Here is a 21,037-nt window from a genome sequence, read left to right on the forward strand (position 1 = left end):
TCAGGCCTTGCGATGCGCGTCTTTATCGAGCGCGCGTTCCGCGGCTTCGCCGACGAGGCCGTGGTAATACAGATGCACGCCGATCGCGAGCGAGTCGTTGCGAATTTCGTGGAAGGCTTTCCATGCCTTCACCGGGTCTTTGAACAGCAGATAGTGCGCTTCCTGCGCGATCAGATCCGCGACTTCATGCAGGCCATGACCATGCAGCACATCCACCAGCGTATCGAGACTGCGATGGGTGCGCGCGTCGGTACGCGGGTAAAGCATATGCAGTACCGCCACGTCTTGCGTCGTCAACGCCGCTGACAACGCCACGACGATATCCTGATGATTCAACGCGGTGACGATGTTGTCTTCGTTGTGGACATGATCCGGAAACAGTGTTTCGAGTGAGGCGTTCATCTGGTCCTTCCTTGTTCTTCTGGCTGATTAAAAAGGCCCGCCGTAGAACGGCGGGCCAAAGACAGCGATGTGTTCGCAGGGGAAGCAAAACACGGACTCAGTATCGCAGAGCAGCGTCGCTTGTGCAGCCTGGCGGCCGCAAAACATTGTTGCAGCAAGCGTACTAACTTTCATTTGGCTGGCAACGTCGCCCGGCGGACTCAGCGCGTTTTCGTGCTGCGTACTTCGGCTTATTTCTGCATGTTTCCGGCGATTACGCCTATCTGTCAGGCAACGAATGTTGCGCCAGCCGAGATGGATTGTTGCTGTCAATCGCCGCAATCAAAGCACCTTCGGACCGTAGAATGCGAAGCGGAGCCTGAGCATGCCACGCGGCGATCCGACGATCGAGCATGCCGGCATGTGTGCGATGTGAAAGTAAAAGGAACGTGTAGATGAACTCGAAGACACACGCAACGCTGAGCTTTTCCGACAGCGATCAGACGATTGATTTGCCGATTTATCAGGGCACGCTCGGGCCTGATGTCATCGACATTCGCAAGCTGTATGGCCAGACTGGCAAGTTCACGTACGACCCGGGTTTCATGTCCACGGCGGCGTGCAATTCCGAAATCACGTATATCGACGGTGACAAAGGCGAGCTGCTGTACCGCGGTTATCCGATCGACAATCTGGCGCAAAACGCCGACTTCCTCGAATCCTGCTACCTGCTGCTGAAGGGCGAACTGCCGAATGCGGAGCAGAAGGAAGAGTTCGTCAACACTGTCACTCAGCACACGATGGTGCACGAGCAGATGCATTTCTTTTTCCGCGGTTTCCGCCGCGACGCGCACCCAATGGCGATTCTGGTCGCCGCAGTGGGTGCATTGTCGGCCTTCTATCACGACTCGCTCGACATCAATAACCAGCAACACCGTGACGTATCCGCGATCCGCATGATTGCGAAGCTGCCGACGCTGGTGGCGATGGCGTACAAGTACACCGTGGGCCAGCCTTTCGTTTATCCGAAGAACGACTTGTCGTACAGCGCGAATTTCATGCGGATGATGTTCGCCAATCCGGCGGAAGAGTACGAGGTCAACGACGTGCTGGTGCGCGCGCTGGATCGCATTCTGATTCTGCATGCGGATCACGAGCAGAATGCGTCGACCTCGACGGTGCGTCTCGCGGGTTCGTCTGGCGCCAATCCTTTCGCGTGTATCGCAGCGGGTATTGCATGCCTATGGGGGCCGGCGCACGGTGGAGCGAATGAAGCCGCATTGAACATGCTGGAAGAGATCGGTTCGGTCGACAACATTCCTGAATTCATTGCGAAGGTGAAGGACAAGAACTCCGGCGTGAAGCTGATGGGGTTTGGTCATCGCGTCTACAAGAACTATGATCCGCGCGCGAAGCTGATGCGTGAGACTTGTCACGAAGTGCTCGAAGAGCTGGGTTTGCATGATGACCCGTTGTTCAAGCTCGCTATGGCGCTCGAGAAGATTGCGCTTGAAGATGAATACTTCGTTTCGCGCAAGCTTTATCCGAATGTCGATTTCTACTCGGGGATTGTGCAGCGTGCGTTGGGGATTCCGACTGCGATGTTCACTTGTATCTTCGCGATGGCGCGGACGGTGGGGTGGATTGCGCAGTGGAATGAGATGATTGCTGATCCGGAGCAGAAGATTGGGCGGCCGCGGCAATTGTTTGTCGGGGAGACTCAGCGCGAGGCTCTGCCGCTTTCCAGGCGGTAAAGGTTTTGGGTTTTTGCCTTTGCGGCGCTTATTTGTCTGTGTGCCTGGGGCTTTGGCCTTTCCTTGTTTTGTTAGTGGTCTATTAGCGTTGCCCCTGTGCGGGGCGGCACTTACTTCTCTTTGCCGGCTGCAAAGAGAAGTAAGCAAGAGAAAGCAGCTCAAACCGCTACTGCTAAGTGGGGCCCGTGGTCTGCTGCGGGTAGTGGCGCATCTGGAATCTGTGTTCGTGCCCCTGCATACGCCAGTGACAAGGGCGTCATACTTCCGGCGTCGCTGCGCGCGCCGAAGCGTACTTCATCAAACCCCCCGCTACGTTTTGACGCTCACGCCTCGCCAACAGGTCGTGGCTCGTCGTTGCACCGCTATTACCGTTGCGATTCCGATTCGAACGGTAACTGCGTCTGCGATCGGGACGGGGACGATGATTGCCGCGCACCGACACATCATTTGAAGAGGGGTTCCGGGGTGAATGCGGAGGCGCGTCGCCGAGGCGAAGCCGACGGCCCCCACGGACCTCGACCGAAGCCCGTGGTTTCCCATGCAGACCCGTCCGCGACGCACGTAGTGCGGAGTGGGAGCTGATGAGTCCTTTGTCACTAACGCGGAATGTGCGAGAACACGGATTCCAGATGCACCACTACCCTATGCAGACCACGGTGCCCACTTAGCAGTAGCGGTTTGAGCTGCTTTCTCTTGCCTACTTCTCTTTGCAGCCGGCAAAGAGAAGTAGGTGCCGCCCCGCACAGGGGCAACGCTAATAGACCACTAACAAAACAAGGAAAGGCCAAAGCCCCAAGAACACAGACAAAAGCGCCGCGCAGGCAAAAAACCTGCACTTGGTGCAAAAAACCCTGCACATCCCATGCCAAACCAAAACCTAGAAACTCCTCTGTGATAAGTTCGTCTGACGCGGACAGACCCTCTACAATCGGAATCGACCAGCCAGCCCTCAGCAGCATCCGAACCCGAAAGTCAACGCGAAAGCGAACCCGAACCCGAACACCATAGGAGCGACCTGATGCAGCAGCCAGAAGCCCTCGGCGGCCTGTCCCACTCGGGCGGAATCGACCACCGCGAACCCGAGCCGGACGGCGCATTCATCCCGACGGAAAACCTCAACGTCGCAAGCGCCACCCAGCACGTGCTGAAGTCTGGCGACACCTTTATCGTCAACGACCCCCTCGGCGATATCACCGGCCACGACGACGGCCTGTTCGTCAACGACACCCGCGTCCTCTCGAACCTGCGCCTTACCTTCGGCGGCCGCGCGCCCTCGCTGCTGTCAGGCAGCGTCAGCAGCGACAACACCTCGTTCACCGCGCATCTGACCAACCGCCCCCTGCCGCCGCTCGGCGGCGACAGCACACCGGAAGGCGTGATCCACGTCGAACGCGTGCGCGTGCTCTCCGGTACCGTGCTCAACGAAGCGATCGAACTGACCAACTACGGCACGAGCGATGCAGTCGTGCCACTGTCCATCTCCTTCGCCAGCGACTTTCGCGACATGTTCGAAGTGCGCGGCCTCAGGCGCGACAAACAGGGCCGTGTCGAACCGGCGCGCGTCGAGAACCGCGAAGTGCTGCTCGGCTATATCGGTCTCGACGACGTGGCGCGCAATGTGCAGATCGCCTTCTTGCCGGAACCGGACAAGCTCTTCGCCGATCGCGCGGACTACACCGTCAAGCTGCCGGCGCAAGCGTGCGTATCGATCTATCTGTCCATCTCGGTGCAAGTCGTCGCGCAAGCCGACAAGCCGGCCGCGGGCGTCGCACAGCCCACGCATGCGGTGAGCGAAGCCCATCTGTCGCAAATCGATGCTGAGCGCCCACGCGTCGGCCGCGCTGCTGTGCGCGCCGCACTGGTCGACGCCCACCTGGTGATGCGTGAGCGCCGCCGCGTCACCGCCCGCGTGCGTTCGAGCAATCCGCTCTTCAACGCGTGGATCGACCGTTCGCTTGCCGACCTCGGTTTGCTGACGACCGATCTCGCCACCGGCCCGTATCCCTACGCCGGTATCCCGTGGTTTTCAACGCCGTTCGGCCGCGATGCGATCATCACGTCGCTGCAGACGCTGTGGCTGCAACCGAATCTGGCCGCGGGCGTACTGCGCTTTCTAGCCGAACATCAGGCACGCGAGAATTCGCCGTTTCGTGACGCAGCGCCCGGAAAGATCATGCACGAGATGCGCAAGGGCGAAATGGCCGCCACCGGCGAAGTGCCGTTCGCGCTGTACTACGGCGGCGTCGACAGCACGCCGCTCTTCATCGTGCTGGCCGGCGCTTATGCGGCACGCACGGGTGATCTCGCACTCGTCGACGAACTGTGGCCGGCATTGGAGCGCGCGGCGCAGTGGGTCGCGGGCGTGTGCGACAAGAACCGTTACGGTCTGCTGGACTATCAGCGCGAGTCCGACGGCGGTCTCGCCAATCAAGGCTGGAAAGACAGCCACGATTCGGTCTTCCACGCCGACGGCCGTTTCCCCGACGGCCCGATTGCACTCGTCGAAGTGCAGGCATATGCGAGTGCCGCCTTTGATACGATGGCTCACTTTGCCAAGCTGCGGGGCCTGCACGATCAGGCAAAGCAATACAGCGAGCGCGCGAAGAAAATCCGTCAATGCGTCGAAGAAAAGTACTGGATGGAAGAGTCCGGCTTTTATGGCATCGCGCTCGACGGCCACGGCGAACTGTGCCGTGTGATGGCGTCGAATGCGGGTCACTTGCTGGCCTTCGGTCTGCCTTCGCGCGAGCGCGGCGAAGCGGTGGTGCACGCGCTCGACTCCACGCTGTTCCATACCGGCTGGGGCGTGCGGACGCTGGCCGCAAGTCAGGCGCGCTTCAACCCGATGGCGTACCACAACGGCTCGGTCTGGCCACATGACAACGCGCTCTGCGCACGCGGCCTGTCACGCTACGGCGGCAAGGCGGCGGCCGTGCGGCTGTTGCAGGCGCTGTTCCAGGCAGCAGTCAATTTCGACATGCGCTTACCCGAGCTGTTCTGCGGTTTCCCTCGGCGGCGGGGCGAGCCGCCTACCGCCTATCCGGTCGCCTGTCTGCCGCAAGCCTGGGCGGCGGGCTCGCCGTTCATGATGCTCGAAGCCTGTCTGGGTATCACGATCGATGCGGAGCGGCGTGAAGTCGTGATCGAGCAGCCCATGCTGCCCGAGGGCATCGACTGGCTCGAAGTCGGCGATCTGAAGGTGGGCGATTCGTCAGTGTCGATCACGTTCCGGCGGATCGGCGACAAGGTGGTCGCGTCGGCGGCCGAGCAGGGCGATGTGCGGGTGGTCGCGTTGCTGTAGAACCACGTTTTCGCGACGCACGAAGCGCACGGGCGGCTCGCAAACGATACCTGTCCTATGGGCGCGGGCGAGTCAGCCGAAATTGCTTCGGTTGCTCACCGGCCCAATCAAAAGGCAACTCGAGCGGAGTGCATGTGCTGATGTTCAATACGGACACAAAAAATCCATTTCCACGCAGCTGTCATCATCACTGACGGTACGCCACATACCGTATCAGTGATAGAGAACTGGGGGCTGACGGCCCCTGTGACGAGCCGATGTCCGACGGCCGGCCTGACAGAGCCGCCTTCAAAGAACGCGCTTCGGATTGACGGGCAACTCGACGTTAAGCTTACAAAAGGTTACAGGAGTCGCCTCGACGTTTCACCTGCCGGTAGTTCCCTCATCTACCATCAAATTTGGGGATGTATCGAGCCGCTTGGGCGGACTACCTAACTTGAACGGAAGTGCATCATGAAACGCGCGATGGTTTTATTCGCTTTGGGAATTTGTGGTGCCAGCGCCTCAGGGCTAGCGTCGGCACATGCAGACGTCAACGTTTTTCTCGGCGTGCCCGGTCCGGTATATGTAGTGCCGCCCCCCGTTGTCTATCAACCGCCTCCAGTGGTCTATGCGCCGGCGCCTGTATATGGTTACGGATATCAGGGCGAATACCGTGATGAACGTCATTGGCATGACAACGGCAAACACAAGGGCTGGTACAAGCACCACGGGGACGATGACGAACAATGAATCGTTGCGTAATCGTTATCTGATGTCGCGCAGGGTTCGCAACAACATTGCCCGTGCCCGGTTAGACGCACCTCTCGGCACCGTTTTCAACTAGATGGCGCGCTTTCGGCGTATTCCTCCGCCGATAGCCAGAGCGCACAGGGTCAGCAAACAGAACCCCGCTCCCGCGTAGAACGTCGCGCCGGCTCCCAGGCGGTCCCACAACTCACCTGCGACGACGCTCGCCACAAGCATCGCCAGACCGCTCATCAAATTGAAGAAACCGAACGCGGTGCCTTTCAGGTCAGGCGGTGCTGTATGCGCAACCATGGTTGCCAGCAGGCCCTGCGTGAGCCCCATATGCAGTCCCCACAAACCGACACCCAGTAGTACGACCGGCCAGTGGCTTCCGTGTGCAAGCACAACGTCCGACGCAATTAGCACCACAAGGCCGATGGCGAGCAGTCTGGTGTGACTCATCGAGTCAGCCAGTTTGCCAAAGGGATAGGCCGACACGGAATACACAAGGTTCATTGCAACCATCACAAGCGGCACCAGCGCAATCGGTACGCCGCCTTGCATCGCGCGCAGGACGAGGAATGCCTCGCTGAACCGCGCGAGCGTGAATACCGCCCCGATGAATACCACCCACCAATAAGAGCGGCTCAGCTTCTTCAGGCTTTCGAGCTTCATCGGGTTGACGCGCTTCGCGTCCGAATGGTGCGCTGGTTCCTTGATGCCGAACACCAGCAACGACACCGCAACGAGCCCTGGAATCACAGCCACCCAGAATACGAGACGAAAGTTGTCTGCCCACAGCAGCATCAACACGACGGCGAGCAACGGCCCGAGAAACGCGCCGACCGTGTCGAGCGACTGTCGCAAACCATAGGCGGCGCCCCGCAGGTGAGCGGGCGTGATATCAGCTACGAGCGCGTCGCGCGGCGCACCCCGCACACCTTTCCCGATTCTGTCCGCGATGCGCGCCGTCAGAACGATGCCAGATGTTGGCGCGAGCGCAAACAACGGTTTGCTCAACGCACCCATGCCGTATCCGATGACCGCGAGCCATTTCCGGTTGCCAAGGTAGTCGCTGAGCGCGCCGGAGAACATTTTCACAATGGGTGCAGTCGCTTCCGCGACGCCTTCAATCAGGCCCACCATCATCGCGCTCGCGCCCAGACTCGTCACCAGGAACATCGGCAAAAGGCTGTGAATGATTTCCGAAGAAATGTCCATGAACATGCTGACGAAGCCGAGCATCCAGATACCACGTGGGATTTGGCTAAGCGTGCCGGCGCGCGGCGTGGAATTGGTCTGCATGTTTTCTCGATTCAGACGGCCTGGCGACGACCGTGGTCTTCACGGTCTCGCTTCGGAAATTACGACTGTTGATTGTGACCGCAACCATTTCTAGACCGAAGTTATCGGTCAAACTCCTTCGTTTGCTCGGCTTCTTCAAACTTCTTGCCCAGAACTGTTGGCACGAGAATCAGAGAGCGGTCCGTCGAGTCATGGTTTTCGGCCAACTTGAACGCTTCAGAAATGATTGCTTGCACGTCCTGCCGCAACATGGTCACGTCGAAAGGTAGATTTGCCGCGAATGGGTCCCAGTCGAAGCAGCCAACAACCGCAGACTTCCACGCGTCGGGCGACAACGTCGATGTGAACTGAACCACCCCTTCAAACGCGGTAATCGAATTCATCAGCAAACCGGCTGGAAGTCGTCCAAGTTTTTCATAGCGAATTGAGAGTACGCGTTTGGCAGCAGCGGCGTTATATCCGCAACACTCGATTGCATCTGCAGCAGGCGTCATTTGACGAGCTTCGAAAGCGTCTCTGAATCCTGCGATACGCGTCTCGGTCGCATATTCATCCGCTACACCTCCTAGCAAGACCAACTCGTCTGGTGCCGCGCCCCGTGCCAGCAGCTTTTCAATCAGCACATCCGTAATAGCTTGAGCGCCTTTGCGGTTATCGGAAACGACCGATGGCGCACCGTCTCCTGGCAGGTCCAGGTTGATGGAAGGGACGCCTGCCGCCGAACAAAGCGTGTTCAGTGGTGTCGGGTTACGCACGCCGGCGATAAATAGCAGCTCAACCCGCTGCGATAGAAGTGTTTCAGTAACGCTCACCTCGACTGCAGGGTCGCGCTGAGTGCCCACGACTATCGGACAAAGGCCACGACTACGAGCCTGCTCTTCGAAGGTCTCGGCGAGTCCCGCGAAAAAACGGTTCCGATAATGGGGAAGAACCATACCCACTAGACCCGAGCGCGATAGCCTGAGTCCTCGAGCTTTCATGTTGACGTTATACCCAAGCTGGCGGGCGCTTTCGAGTATTCGGTTCGCGGTTTCCTCCTTGATTCGATAGCGAACCCAACTCCCGTTCAACACCATGCTGACTGTAGCCGTCGAGGAGCCGGTCGCCTTTGCGACGTCATAAATCGTGGACTTGCGTCCTGGGTTGCTGCTTGCCATCAAGTTGCTCCGAGGGCATTGCGCCGTTGTGTCCCGAAAAGGTAGCCGTTTCGCGACAGTACCCAACACCAGGGTTTTTACGGCTCGACCGAACTGCTAAATAGATTCAGCATACACCCACCCGAATTGCTAAATGGATTTAGCAACTTTAGCAAAATACGAAATCGGGCCTTTTATCACTCATTCAGGGCGTCTGCGTGCCTAGGCGTCTACCGGAGGAGACATGTTCAAGAACATCATCCGCACTTTGGGTGCCGGCGCAGTCGCGCTCGCTTTGACGACGAGTTTTGCATCGGCCTCGCCTGACAAGCCTGTAATCGGTGTCGTTGTGAAGATTGGAGGCATTCCATGGTTCAACGCCATGGAAGCGGGAATCAAGAAGCGCGCTGACCAGCTCGGCGTCAAGGCATTCATGGTCGGGCCGACGAGCGCTGACCCTGCGCTCCAGGTCCGAGCAATCGAGGACTTGATTGCGCAGCACGTAGACGTCATCGGCGTCGTGCCGAACGACGCACAGGTTTTGGAACCCGTTCTTCAGCGTGCCAGAGCCGCCGGTATCAAGGTCATCACCCACGAGTCCCCGAAGCAGCAGAACGTGGACTGGGACTTTGAACTGGCCTCGTCCAAAGGTTTCGGCGAAGCCTACGGAAAACGCCTTGGCGAGGCGCTGGGAGGGAAGGGCGAATACGCCGTTTTCGTCGGTTCGCTGACCGTGCCGCTCCATAACGCCTGGGCGGATGCGGCAATCGCCTACATCAAGGCCAACTATCCCGGGATGACCCTCGTCGGGGACCGCTACGGCGTCGCTGAAGACGTGGACGCGTCGCGCAAGACTGCGCTCGACCTGATGCGCGCTCATCCTAACTTGAAAGGCATTCTTGCGTTCGGTAGCCAGGGGCCCATTGGAGCTGCTCGCGCCGTCGCGGAGCAGCAGGCGAAAGGAAAGGTTCTGGTTCTCGGGCCGTTCTCGCCTGGACAGGGCCGAAAGCTCGTCCACGACGGCGTGTTGAGCGGCGGGTACATGTGGAATCCGGAAGTCGCTGGCGAAGTGTTTGTGACGCTGGGCACGATGCTCGTAAAGGGGCAGCCGATTAAGGACGGCACGAACATCCCAGGTCTGGGTGTTGTTCATCCCGACGGTCACAACCTGATTGTCGACCAACTGGTGGACCTCAACGCCAAAACCGTTGACGACCTCGCAAAGATGGGCCTCTGACCGCAATCCTTTTGCCGAACGGGTGAGCGCAGTTGTAGCGCTGCTCACCCGGAAGTTAACGGTACGACACATCTGGTCGCCAGCCAGTCACGTGCAAGTACCATCGGAGCGTTTCCATGAGTCAACCAGCTTCCATCAACGTCCTCCGTTCTCAACGAGGTGATGCGCACATGGCACCGGGTGCGCTCGACACCGGCGGCATGCCCCTGCTCAAGCTCGAGAACATTTCCAAGATCTTCGGTGGCGTTAAGGCGCTGCGGGCCGTGAAGTTCGACGTCATGCCCGGAGAAGTTCTCTGCCTTGCGGGCGAGAATGGCTGCGGCAAGAGCACCATCATCAAGATTATCAGTGGGGTCTATCGGCCGGAACCTGGCGCAGTGATGCTCATGGACGGTGAGTCAATCGAAGGACTCGACCCGGCCAGGGCCCGTGACCTCGGTATTCAGGTCATCTGGCAAGACCTGGCGCTTTTCCCAGAAATGACCGTCGCGGAAAACATTGCTTTCGAGCAGAACCTGGGCTCTCGTCCGCGTATCGTCAGATACGGGAAGATGAAGGAGGCGGCACGCCGGATTCTCGAGCGGCTCGGAGTCTCCATCGACCTCAAGCGTTCTGTCCGCTCGCTATCAATCGCCCAGCGCCAGGTCGTGGCAATCGCCAGAGCGCTTGTTCGCGACGCACGTCTTGTCTTCATGGACGAGCCGACTGCCTCGCTCAGTCATGCTGAGACTGAAGCTCTGCTGAAAATTGTCCGGCGACTTTCTGCGGACGGAATTGCCGTGGTGTTCGTCAGCCATCGGCTCGCTGAAGTGCTAGACGTCTGCACTCGCGTGACCGTTTTCCGCGATGGACAGTACGTCGGCACCTTTCCCACCGAAGGGATGACGCAAACCCGCCTCACGGAATTGATGACGGGCCGCACTTTCGACTATGAAGTACGCACGACAGACCTGACGAAAGCGCCGGTTGTGCTGGAGGTACAGGGGTTGTCACGAGCCCGTCAATACCATGACGTGTCGTTCAAAGTGCGACGAGGCGAGATTCTTGGCGTCACGGGACGCCTTGGCGCAGGAAGAACAGAAGTCGCATTGTCGCTTTTCAGAATGACCCGCCCCGGTACGGGTTCCATCCAGCTCGACGGAAAAGAGATTTCGCTGCGAACAAATCGTGACGCTATCCAGGCCGGGATAGCTTATGTGTCTGAAGACCGACTTCAACTCGGCCTTGTACAGCCGCAATCAATCGGAGACAACACAGTCGCGGCGGTGTTGGACAAGCTTCTGGACGGCACACATCTCATCGCTTCCAAAAAACGAAACGCGTTGATTCAAGACTGGATTCGGCAACTGGCCGTGAAAATCGGGAAACCCGACGACCCGGTCTCAACACTGTCCGGCGGGAATCAGCAGCGCATCGTGCTCGCCAAGTGGTTGGCAACAAATCCGAAGCTTCTGATTCTGGATTCGCCCACCGTCGGCTTCGACGTCGGCGCCCGTGCTGGCATCTTTGCCATCATCCACAAGCTCGCTGCTGAGGGTATGGCCATCTTGCTGATATCGGACGAAATTCCGGAGGTCTACTTCAACTCCGACCGAATTCTGCATATGCGCGACGGCCGCATCGTTAAAGAGTACGTGCCGGGAACGACAACGATGGAACAAATCGAGCGAGACGTCCATGCCTGATTTTCGCAAACTCGGAATCGGTTCGATTGAGGCTCTACTGATTCTCGTTATCGCCGTCATGGTGATTGGCCTCAGTCTTTCAACCTCGACATTCCTTACTCTTCCAAACCTGTTCGACCTGCTTAATCAGAGTTCCGTCAACATCATTTTCGCAGTCGGGCTACTGGTCGTGCTGATTGCCGGTGGCATTGATATCTCATTCGCCGTCGGCGCATCGGTGGTTCAGTACCTCACTGCGTTGACAGTGTTGCGACTCGGTGGTGGTAACTGGGCGCTAGGTTTCATTGTCTCTGCCTGCTTCGGCGTCGTGCTTGGCTCCATCAACGCCACGATTATCTACAGATTTCGCATCGTCTCGATTGTCGTGACGATTGCCACGTTCAACGTGTTTTTCGGTGGATTGATGTTTCTCACGGGCGGGGTGTCCATCTACGACCTGCCGGACTGGTGGACTAATAGAGTCTCTATTATCAGTTTCAACACCGCGAGTGGTAATGCGAATCTCGCACTGCCTGTGGCCGTGATGGTCGTCATGGTCATAGCAACGTGGTTTCTGCTGCGGCGCACGACAACCGGTCGACAGCTCTACGCCATGGGCGACAACCCCGAGGCGGCGCGACGCGTGGGGGTCAACATAGGTGCGATGCATTACATCGCTTTTGGCTGGCTCGGCATGATGGCGGGGATTGCCGGACTCATGCAAGCCCACTACGTGCAGGAAGTCGTTCCGAACGCGTTTTATGGCCGTGAACTGGATGTGCTCGCTGCTGTGGTGCTCGGTGGTGCAAGGTTAGGCGGTGGGCGCGGCACAATCCTCGGCGCCATTCTTGGCATCCTCCTGACCGCTATCACCGCCAACGGCCTGAACTTGCTCGGTATCTCGCCGTATGCGTTCAAGATGATTATCGGCGCCATCATTCTTATCGCCATTACGTTGTCGAGCGGAGGTTTCGCCAAGCTCGTCGGAACGCGATTCACGTCACAAAGCGTAAAGGCCTCGTCATGAAAATGTCCTCATCTCAACGCGCGGCCGCGCCGCTCGTACCGGCAGACGTCGCCGGCTTGCTTGGATTTCTGCTCTTGGTCATCTCAGTCCTGAGTTTCGCATCTGACCGTTTTTTCTCAGCGAGCACATTCGTGTCGGTAGCGTTCCAGTTGCCGGAACTCGGGTTCTTTACGCTGGCCATGCTGATGCCCTTGATTTCCGGTGGCTTCAATCTCGCGGTGACTTTCACGGCGAACATATCGGGGTTGGCGATGGCGTGGGTGCTTCATACGTACGGCGGAGCGGACGCCGGCGCCGCAGCCATCATCCTCGGCATTGCTGCCGCATTGGCCACCGGCTCCGCAGCCGGTTGGGTGATGGGTGCCGTCATTGCGCGCACCGGAGCAAGCCCAATCCTCGTGTCTTTATCGATGATGATTTTCTTGCGCGGATTAGGGGAGTTCCTCACACGTGGGGGCGACATCTCCGGGTTTCCGCCGTTTGTGCGCGAAATGGGCAACGGCGTCTTCCTCGGCGTACCGATTCCCCTCCTGATTTTTCTCGGCTGCGCATTACTTTGGCACGTTGTCATGACACGGTCGCGGCTAGGTTTCGCCACACGCATGATTGGTTCAAATCTGGAAGCAACGCGATATTCCGGCATCGCGACGACACGCGCCGTCACCCGAATCTACATGCTGTCGGGGCTGATGTGCGGCGTCGCCGGTGTGGTGATGGCGGCCCAGTTCAACTCGGTTCGCGTTGGCCATGGAGAGGCCTTTCTGCTCATCTCCGTGCTTGCGTGCTTCCTGGGCCGCGTCGACCCATTCGGCGGCTTTGGCCGCGTGGTTCCGGTCGTGATTGCACTGGTAATTCTGCAGGTTATCGCTTCAGGCCTCAATTTGCTCGGTGCGAACCAACACCTGGCGACTGCGTTGTGGGGTGTCTTCTTGCTTGCAGTGATGCTCTTCCGTTGGGCATGGGCGAACAGCATTTCGAAAACTTTGGTCCGCAGGCGCGTGACCGCATCTGAAGGAGTGACACAATGAATAAACTTGGCGTACACGCACTGGTATGGGCTGGCGACCTCACCCCCGAATCGACTCGCAAGGTTTTGAGCCAGACCAAAGCCGCTGGGTTCGACCTGGCTGAACTGTCCTTGCATGGTCCGAAGGTCATGGACCTGGCGCTCACGCGGGATTTGCTGCAAGAGCATGAGCTGGATATCGGTTGCTCGCGCGGTCTCACCTTTGATGCGGACGTGTCCAGCGAGGATTCTGCTACGGTCGCACGCGGGGTTTCGATGCTGGAGGAAGGTATCAGCGTCACGGCAGAGCTGGGTGGAGACTACTTCGGCGGGATTCTTTACGGCGCGATGGGAAAATACAACGCACCGGTTACCAGACAAGGCCGCCGCAACGCGATTGATTCGCTCAAGCGCATTGCTGATTTTGCGCAGAAGAAGAACGTGACGCTTGGGCTTGAAGTGGTAAATCGCTACGAGAGCAATTTACTGAACACTGCATCGCAGGCGCTCACCATGATTGACGAAGTCGATGCGCCCAATGTTGTCGTTCATCTCGATACGTATCACATGAACATTGAGGAATCCGATTTCATGCAGCCGGTTCTGCAATGTGGCAAGCGTCTTGGCTATGTTCATATCGGGGAAAGCAATCGCGGGTACCTCGGGTCGGGGACTATCGACTTCTCTCAGTTCTTCCATGCACTCGCCATGATTGACTACAAGGGAGTCGTGACTTTTGAGAGCTTCTCGTCGACGGTCGTCAACGAGCAGTTGTCCAATGCGTTGGCAATCTGGCGCAACTTGTGGGACGACGGTATGGACCTGGCGAAACATGCGCGGGAGTTCATCGCGGGTGGCATCAACGCCGCCGCGCGAGCAAAATCGCACCACTAGACGCCCACCGGGTGAAGTAAGTGTCGCGACAGCACAAAACGTTGAGAAACGTTGATGCGAGCGGTTCGGCAATCGGGCCTCGGCGAGGATAAGAATAGTGCTCGCCGACCGCCACTTTTTTGGAATACCCTGGATTATGTCGACGATTGAAGACCGCTACCTCGGTCGCCTCCACCAGTTAATTTCTGACGGGCGGCGCCAGATCCTCGGTTTGGTTGGTGCACCGGGTGCAGGCAAATCAACACTGGCGCAAGCAATCCTTGATGCTTTTCCCGGAAAGGCAGTGGTCGTGCCGATGGACGGGTTTCATCTTGCGAATGTCGAACTCGCACGGCTCGGTCGCGCATCCCGCAAAGGTGCGGAAGATACGTTCGACAGTGCGGGGTACGTTGCACTTCTGAGGCGCCTGCGTGAGCAGCGTCACGACGAAACAATCTACGCTCCCACATTTCGCCGGGAACTTGAAGAACCCATCGCCGGCGCAATTCCTGTGGCGCCTGATATGCCGCTTGTAATCACTGAAGGGAATTACCTCCTTCTCGAGCATGGCCATTGGAAAGCTGCGCGACCGTTGCTCGACGAAGTTTGGTATGTCAACGTCGACCCAGACCTGCGACGGCAGCGTCTTGTTAGCCGGCATATTGGTTTCGGGCGGGACCAGGCTGCAGCAGAGCAGTGGGTTCAGAAAACTGACGAAGTGAACGCGACCTTGATTGATTTAACTAGAGAGCGTGCCGATCTTCAATTCGATTGGTCATCGTAAGGCACATTGAGGGATTCTGGCACCCCACGAGGCGATGCATTATGCGTTGGTGTCCTCGAGTATCTATGGATTTCCGGTTGAACATTGATAAAACTTCACGATGGAATCAATCAAGCGCTGGTCGTCTCACTTACCCTCTACGCGGAACTATTTGCAGCGACGGCGACCGTCTAAGCCGACTAGCGAAATTGCACTCAGAATTGGTGTGACATCGGCCATTCTATTGAGGGGGCGAGCATGTTCACAACCGACGAATTCGCGTATTTCGCATATGGCTCAAACATGTCGGCACGCCGATTGGTCGCACGGGTGCCGTCCGCGAGGGTCGTCGCGTCAGGATTCGTAAGCGGATGCCGACTCGCGTTCGACAAGATTAGTAACGACGGGTCGGGCAAATGCGATTGCGAGAGCACTGGGGTTGCTGGCGACAGAGTGTACGGTGTCATTTTCGGGGTGGCCTTTCGGGACCGTGTCGTGCTCGACAGGTTCGAAGGGGCCGGCGCCGGTTATGAACCTGAAACAGTACATGTTGAAACCAACGTTTGCGGCTTAGACGCGCTCACATACTTCGCCACGAAAAAACGTTTCGGCCTCACACCGTATCACTGGTACAGGCGGCATGTGCTCATCGGTGCACGGGAGGCAGGTCTTCCGGCCGACTACATTCGTGCCATCGAAGCGGTCGCTTCTGTTGACGACTCCCAGCAGTCAAGGGCCGAGAAGGAGGCACGTCTGTACGACTGATTGAGTAAGGTCGCTAGGCCAGATGTTGTTCGCAACTGGTTTTCTTCAGACCAGCTTTGTTTGCGATGCTGAGAGCTAAGCCTTTGATTTTGCAACGGTCAGATTTGGCGCAGATACGACTCTCTTGAATCCAATTGCCATTGTAACTATTGCAACGCCCTAGAAGACGCCATCCGCTCGGATGTTTGTTGTTGCGCTTGCGTGGCCATTGCGCGATCAAATCAGCCCGTTAGCGAGAATGGGACGAGAAGCCCTCCCAGTCGGGCCAGTTTGTTTCGCGAAAAGCTAGCCAGGACAGATTTGATTGCGATAGGACAGGTATTGTTTGCGAGCCACCACGAACTGGAAGTTCTGTTGGATGCGATGCACCGGGTGGTAACATTTGTTGTCATTCTTATCGACCGTTCGCCCGGTATATCGCATGCCAGACAGTTTTGACCAGCTCGCCGCCCTGATCCGGGCGCGCTTCTCCGAACTGAGTCCGCAGTTCCAGATGGGAGCAGGGTTCCTGCTCGATCATCCCGATGAAGTCGCGGTCTCGTCGATGCGCAAAGTGGCCGAGCGCGCGCAGGTGCAGCCGGCTTCGCTGGTGCGTCTGTCGCAGCAACTGGGTTTTCCCGGCTGGAACGAGTTGCGCAACCTGTTCGTCGCGCGCGTGCGCACGCGGCCCGAGCCGCTCACGAGCCGCGCCCGTTCGCTCGTCAAATCGAAAGATGCGCTGGCCAGTGACCTGCTGGTCGCGCAACAACACAACCTTGAGGTCACCGCCGCGCATAATGGCCGCGTGATAGTGGAAGCGGCACGACTGTTGCGGCGCGCGCCGCATGTGCATGTAGCAGGCTTTCGCTCCTGTTATGCGGTGGCGTTTGGCCTTGTCTACGGCTACCGGCTGTTTCGTTCTTCGGTGTCGCTGCTCAACGGCGAAGCTGGCACGCTCGAGATGCAACTGCGAACGGTCGCGCGTGACAGCGCCACCATCGTCATCAGCTTCGCGCCCTATTCAGTCGAAGCGGCACGCGTGGCCGAAGCCGCGCTAGAAAAGGGCAGCAAGCTGATTGCAATCACGGATAGCGCGGTTTCGCCGATCGCGTTGAATGCCGACAAGGTGCTGATTTTTTCGCACGAAAGCCCGTCGTTCTTTCCATCGCTGGTGGCGGCCACGGCGATTGCCGAATCGCTGGTCGCGCATCTGCTTGCGCTGGAAGGGGCGGGTGCCGTCGAGCAACTCGGTATCGCCGAGCAGTCGCTGCATGAAAAGGGCGCGTACGTACCTTGAAGTTTTTCCTCTGAACCAGGCAGCAGCGTGTCACGGAGCGCAGACGCTCCGTTTGCTTCACCATCGAATCGCTTTACAACAAATGTTGTTAGGAAGTATAAATGCGTACCGATTGTTGAGTGGGCACGAGCCGTGGCGATCCGTTCGTGCAGCAACTGCGCGATGCGGCTTCGCTCGACGAGGCGCGGCACATCCTGCGCGACACACCGACTGCGAGCAGCTTTCATCACACACTCGGTTGTGCGGGAGACGAGCGTCCAAGCAAGTGCGCAGCGATGTTCCGTGCAAACGGTGTCGACTATCGGCGGCCATGCGAACCATCTGATCCATCCCGGCTGCGAAGCCGAGGCGCAAATCATCACCGATTCTTCCCGTGACCGGCAGCCCCGCGTCTGAGCAGCCGTCGCCAATAGAAAGGAAAGGAAAGGGAAGACCCTGTCCACCGTATTCCATCGTTCGCCGAAGCAGTCACTGCCGGTGGCTATCGCCGGCGACGGCATCGAGATCATCGATTCCACCGGCAAGCGCTATATCGATGCCTCGGGCGGCGCAGCCGTCTCGTGCCTCGGCCACAGCAACCAGCGTGTGATCGACGCGATCAAGCGGCAAGCGCAGCAATTGCCGTATGCGCACACGTCGTTCTTCACCACCCAGGTCGCCGAGGAACTCGCCGACTGCCTGGTGGCGAGCGCACCGCAAGGGCTCGAACACGTGTACTTCGTGTCGGGCGGTTCGGAAGCGATGGAGGCGGCGCTGAAACTGGCGCGGCAGTATTTTGTGGAGAAGGGCGAGTTGCAGCGCCGTCATTTCATCGCGCGTCGCCAGAGCTATCACGGCGACACGCTGGGCGCGCTGGCGATCGGCGGCAATGCGTGGCGGCGCGAGCCGTTTCTGCCGATTCTGATCGAAGCGCATCACGTGAGTCCGTGTTACGCGTATCGCGAGCAGCGCATCGACGAAACCGAAGAGCAGTTCGCGCAGCGTCTCGCGGATGAACTCGAACCAGAAGATTCTCGAACTCGGTGCCGACACGGTGGCCGCATTCGTTGCGGAAACGGTGGTGGGCGCAACGGCCGGCGCCGTGCCGCCGGTGCGGGAATACTTCCGCAAGATCCGCGCGGTGTGCGATCGCTACGGCGTGCTGCTGATCCTCGACGAGATCATGTCGGGCATGGGCCGCACCGGCTACGTGTATGCGTGTGAAGAAGACGGCGTCGCGCCGGACATCCTCACGATCGCCAAGGGGCTCGGCGCCGGCTATCAACCGATCGACGCGCAGCTGAAACTGCACGCGGCGATCCGGCGCGAAGCGTTCGTGCGTGGTTTGATGGTGTATCCGATGGGCGGCACGGTCGACGGCAAGATCGGCGATCATGTGCTGCTGGCGCCGCCGTTCATCTGCACGGCGCGCGACATCGACGGGATCGTCGGCCGGTTGAGCGATGCGATCGAAGGCGCGTTGACCGCCATCTGACACCCTTTCCCTTTCAGCGAGATCCGCGATGACCGAGCGTTTGCCTCACTTCGAACTATCTGAAGCCACAGCCGAGCAAAAGGCCGTACTCGACGAGATTCTGTCCGGTCCACGCGGCAATCTGAACGGGCCGTTTCTGGGCTGGATTCATAGTCCGGAGCTGGCGCAGCAGGCGCAGCGACTCGGCGCGTTCTGCCGCTATCGCACCGGCTTGCCGCTGCGCCTGTCGGAGCTGGCGATTCTGGTGACCGCGGCGCGCTGGCAGGCGCAGGCCGAGTGGTATATCCACTATCCGATCGCTCTCGATGCCGGGGTAGCTGAAGCGGATGCCGAGGCAATCCGCCAGGGTCACCAGCCTTCCTTCGCGGATGCCGATGACGCATTGATCCATGACTTCGCGAGCGAACTGTACGACACCAAACGGGTGTCGGATGTCACCTATAGAAAGGCGGTCGGGCGCTTCGGCCACCAGGTGGTGATCAACCTGGTGGGCTTGCTCGGCTACTACGCCCTGGTGGCGATGACACTGAACGTGTTCGACATGCGCGCAGTGGGGCAGGAGAGCTTGCCGTTCGCCGAGTAGCGGCTGCGCCCTGAGTCTGCTGCACGGACTGCGGCGCCCATCGGCGAACCGTATCCCGGCGTCGTCACGACACTGGCACACGGAAGCGCCTATGATGAAGTTCGGTCCACGCCCGCACCTCTTGCGCCGCGCGGCACGCCCCGAAGGCATACCCCTTGGGGCACTCGCGACCGATGCCGATACTACGAATACCCGGGCTGGACCGTTGTGGGCGGCATCACGTAGGGTTGAGGAGCGGCGCGAAGCAGGGCAAACAGGAGAGAGCGATGAAGCGCAAGGCATCAGCAGTCTGGCAAGGCGGCCTGCAAGACGGCAAGGGCTCGATTTCCACCGACAGCGGCGTCCTCAAGGACACCCAATACTCGTTTGCCACGCGCTTCGCGGACGGCATCGGCACGAATCCGGAAGAGCTGATTGCGGCTGCGCACGCGGGTTGTTTCTCGATGGCGCTATCGGCCGAACTGAGCAAGGCGGGCATCAAGCCTGAACGTATCGGCACCACGGCAACCGTCACGCTCGACAAGGACGGCGGCGGCTTTTCGATTACCGCGGTGCATCTGGATGTGGCCGTGAAAATTCCCGGTGGCGACAAAGCGGCGTTCGAGAAGGCGACCGCGGACGCCAAGGCGGGCTGCCCGGTTTCCAAGGTACTGAACGCCACCATTACGATAGACGCGAAGCTCGAAACCTGAGCGCGCGGTTCATCTATTGCGGACAGATGAAGGGCTGGCTGGCGGGGGTAGCCGGACCGCCGGCTGCCACTCTCCGTTCATTTCCTTCATTTGCTGCTTATTTGCCATTTAACGAACGCACAACGACGATCCGGCAGCGCGTGGGCGCAAACGCCGGTCGCCGTCTTCAATGGGACCGTCGATGACAACGCAAACCGAAAAAGCACGGCAATTCCAGTCATATCACGCAGCGGGCGAGGCCTTCATCATCCCGAACCCCTGGGACATCGGTACCGCGCGGCTGCTCGCGCTGACCGGCTTCAAGGCGCTCGCCACCAGCAGCGCAGGCTATGCTTTTTCGCGTGGCCTGCCGGATAACGCCATCGGCCGCGCGCAGATGATGGTGCATCTTGCCGAAATCGCGGGTGCGACCGATTTGCCGGTCAGCGCCGATCTGGAAAACGGTTTCGGCGACGCCCCGGAAGACTGCGCCGAGACGATCATGCAGGCTGCGGCTGCGGGTGTGGTCGGCGGTTCGATCGAGGATGCAACCGGTCGTGCGGACGAACCGATCTACCCGTTCGAGGCTGCCGTGGAGCGCGTGCGCGCGGCAGTCGTCGCGGCGCGTGCTCTGCCGTTTCCCTTCACGCTGACGGCGCGAGCCGAGAACTACCTGGTGGACCGACCCGATCTCGACGATACGATCCGGCGTCTGCAGGCTTATCAGGAGGCCGGGGCCGACGTGCTCTACGCGCCCGGCCTGAAGACGCGCGAAGAGATCGCCACCGTGGTCAGCTCGCTCGACCGGCCGGTCAATGTGCTAATGGGCTTGCAGGGCGTCCTGCTCAGTTTCGAGGACCTGCAGGCGCTGGGTGTGCGGCGTGTCAGTGTGGGTGGCTCGTTGGCGCGCGCGGCGTTGGGCGCGTTTCTCCGCGCCGCGCACGAAATGCGCGATCACGGCACCTTCAACTACACGAAAGAGGCCGCCAGCGGCAACGAGATCAACCAGCTCTTCACGAGCGCTGCGCAGAAGTGGGGCAAATAGACGGTCGTGCCCGTTTCGAATCTCGCCTTGCTTTCTTGAACGGTTGG

The 21,037-nt window shown here is 59.2% G+C and carries 17 protein-coding genes and 2 pseudogenes; 16 read left to right on the forward strand and 3 right to left on the reverse strand.

Annotation, left to right across the window (positions count from 1 at the left end):
* Nucleotides 1–402: a hypothetical protein gene (locus M0D67_RS38345; protein WP_266242564.1), complete on the reverse strand. Its 402-nt coding sequence runs from the start codon at nt 400–402 to the stop codon at nt 1–3.
* Between the two features lie 434 nt (nt 403–836).
* Between M0D67_RS38345 and gltA the strand changes: the two genes are divergently transcribed.
* The 3 genes from gltA (at nt 837) to M0D67_RS38360 (ending at nt 6,168) form a co-directional block, all read left to right on the forward strand.
* A complete protein-coding gene (gene gltA / locus M0D67_RS38350; RefSeq protein ID WP_171929505.1) occupies nt 837–2,135 on the forward strand; it encodes a citrate synthase in 1,299 nt (432 codons plus the stop codon).
* Nucleotides 2,136–3,153: 1,018 nt separating this feature from the next.
* Entirely contained in the window at nt 3,154–5,436 is a 2,283-nt protein-coding gene (locus tag M0D67_RS38355) for an amylo-alpha-1,6-glucosidase (RefSeq protein WP_171927915.1), read from the forward strand.
* Between the two features lie 453 nt (nt 5,437–5,889).
* Nucleotides 5,890–6,168: a hypothetical protein gene (locus tag M0D67_RS38360; RefSeq protein ID WP_154561763.1), complete on the forward strand. Its 279-nt coding sequence runs from the start codon at nt 5,890–5,892 to the stop codon at nt 6,166–6,168.
* A 90-nt stretch (nt 6,169–6,258) separates the two neighbouring features.
* Here M0D67_RS38360 and M0D67_RS38365 read toward each other — a convergent pair whose 3' ends face one another.
* Nucleotides 6,259–7,470, reverse strand: a complete 1,212-nt coding sequence (locus tag M0D67_RS38365; protein ID WP_266242571.1) for an MFS transporter — start codon at nt 7,468–7,470, stop codon at nt 6,259–6,261.
* A gap of 101 nt (nt 7,471–7,571) precedes the next feature.
* The gene (locus tag M0D67_RS38370) at nt 7,572–8,627 is read right to left on the reverse strand and encodes a LacI family DNA-binding transcriptional regulator (RefSeq protein WP_171927912.1); all 1,056 of its coding nucleotides are present in this window, start codon (nt 8,625–8,627) and stop codon (nt 7,572–7,574) included.
* A 223-nt stretch (nt 8,628–8,850) separates the two neighbouring features.
* On the opposite strand from M0D67_RS38370, the gene M0D67_RS38375 reads away from it, so the two are divergent.
* From M0D67_RS38375 to M0D67_RS38435, 13 genes and pseudogenes are all read left to right on the forward strand, one after another.
* The gene (locus M0D67_RS38375) at nt 8,851–9,843 is read left to right on the forward strand and encodes a substrate-binding domain-containing protein (RefSeq protein ID WP_132375561.1); all 993 of its coding nucleotides are present in this window, start codon (nt 8,851–8,853) and stop codon (nt 9,841–9,843) included.
* Between the two features lie 170 nt (nt 9,844–10,013).
* The gene (locus tag M0D67_RS38380; protein ID WP_266242591.1) at nt 10,014–11,528 is read left to right on the forward strand and encodes a sugar ABC transporter ATP-binding protein; all 1,515 of its coding nucleotides are present in this window, start codon (nt 10,014–10,016) and stop codon (nt 11,526–11,528) included.
* Nucleotides 11,521–12,534 (forward strand): ABC transporter permease, encoded by a 1,014-nt coding sequence (locus M0D67_RS38385; protein WP_266242575.1) that lies wholly within the window; start codon nt 11,521–11,523, stop codon nt 12,532–12,534. Before M0D67_RS38380 ends, M0D67_RS38385 begins: the two co-directional genes overlap by 8 nt.
* Nucleotides 12,535–12,590: 56 nt before the next feature.
* A complete protein-coding gene (locus M0D67_RS38390) occupies nt 12,591–13,562 on the forward strand; it encodes an ABC transporter permease (protein WP_266242577.1) in 972 nt (323 codons plus the stop codon).
* On the forward strand, nt 13,559–14,434 hold the full coding sequence (locus tag M0D67_RS38395; RefSeq protein WP_266242579.1) for a sugar phosphate isomerase/epimerase: 876 nt from the start codon (nt 13,559–13,561) through the stop codon (nt 14,432–14,434). The genes M0D67_RS38390 and M0D67_RS38395 overlap by 4 nt, the downstream gene beginning before the upstream one ends.
* A 136-nt stretch (nt 14,435–14,570) precedes the next feature.
* Nucleotides 14,571–15,197 carry a nucleoside/nucleotide kinase family protein gene (locus tag M0D67_RS38400; protein WP_266242580.1) on the forward strand — a complete coding sequence of 209 codons (627 nt, stop codon included), beginning with the start codon at nt 14,571–14,573 and terminating at the stop codon, nt 15,195–15,197.
* Between the two features lie 237 nt (nt 15,198–15,434).
* Nucleotides 15,435–15,941 carry a gamma-glutamylcyclotransferase family protein gene (locus M0D67_RS38405; protein ID WP_266242581.1) on the forward strand — a complete coding sequence of 169 codons (507 nt, stop codon included), beginning with the start codon at nt 15,435–15,437 and terminating at the stop codon, nt 15,939–15,941.
* A 421-nt stretch (nt 15,942–16,362) separates the two neighbouring features.
* Entirely contained in the window at nt 16,363–17,217 is an 855-nt protein-coding gene (locus tag M0D67_RS38410; RefSeq protein WP_093635902.1) for a MurR/RpiR family transcriptional regulator, read from the forward strand.
* 161 nt (nt 17,218–17,378) lie between these two features.
* Nucleotides 17,379–17,610 (forward strand): annotated as a pseudogene (locus tag M0D67_RS38415) (carcinine hydrolase/isopenicillin-N N-acyltransferase family protein); the annotation flags it as partial.
* A gap of 42 nt (nt 17,611–17,652) precedes the next feature.
* Nucleotides 17,653–18,691 (forward strand): annotated as a pseudogene (locus tag M0D67_RS38420) (aspartate aminotransferase family protein).
* Nucleotides 18,692–18,719: 28 nt separating this feature from the next.
* Nucleotides 18,720–19,274: a carboxymuconolactone decarboxylase family protein gene (locus M0D67_RS38425; RefSeq protein ID WP_154561783.1), complete on the forward strand. Its 555-nt coding sequence runs from the start codon at nt 18,720–18,722 to the stop codon at nt 19,272–19,274.
* A 266-nt stretch (nt 19,275–19,540) separates the two neighbouring features.
* Nucleotides 19,541–19,966 (forward strand): OsmC family protein, encoded by a 426-nt coding sequence (locus M0D67_RS38430; protein ID WP_266242582.1) that lies wholly within the window; start codon nt 19,541–19,543, stop codon nt 19,964–19,966.
* A gap of 181 nt (nt 19,967–20,147) precedes the next feature.
* Nucleotides 20,148–20,990, forward strand: a complete 843-nt coding sequence (locus M0D67_RS38435; RefSeq protein WP_266242584.1) for an oxaloacetate decarboxylase — start codon at nt 20,148–20,150, stop codon at nt 20,988–20,990.
* Nucleotides 20,991–21,037: the final 47 nt, after the last annotated feature.

Origin of the sequence: Paraburkholderia sp. SECH4, from assembly GCF_030511745.1 — a bacterium.
GTDB lineage: Bacteria > Pseudomonadota > Gammaproteobacteria > Burkholderiales > Burkholderiaceae > Paraburkholderia > Paraburkholderia madseniana.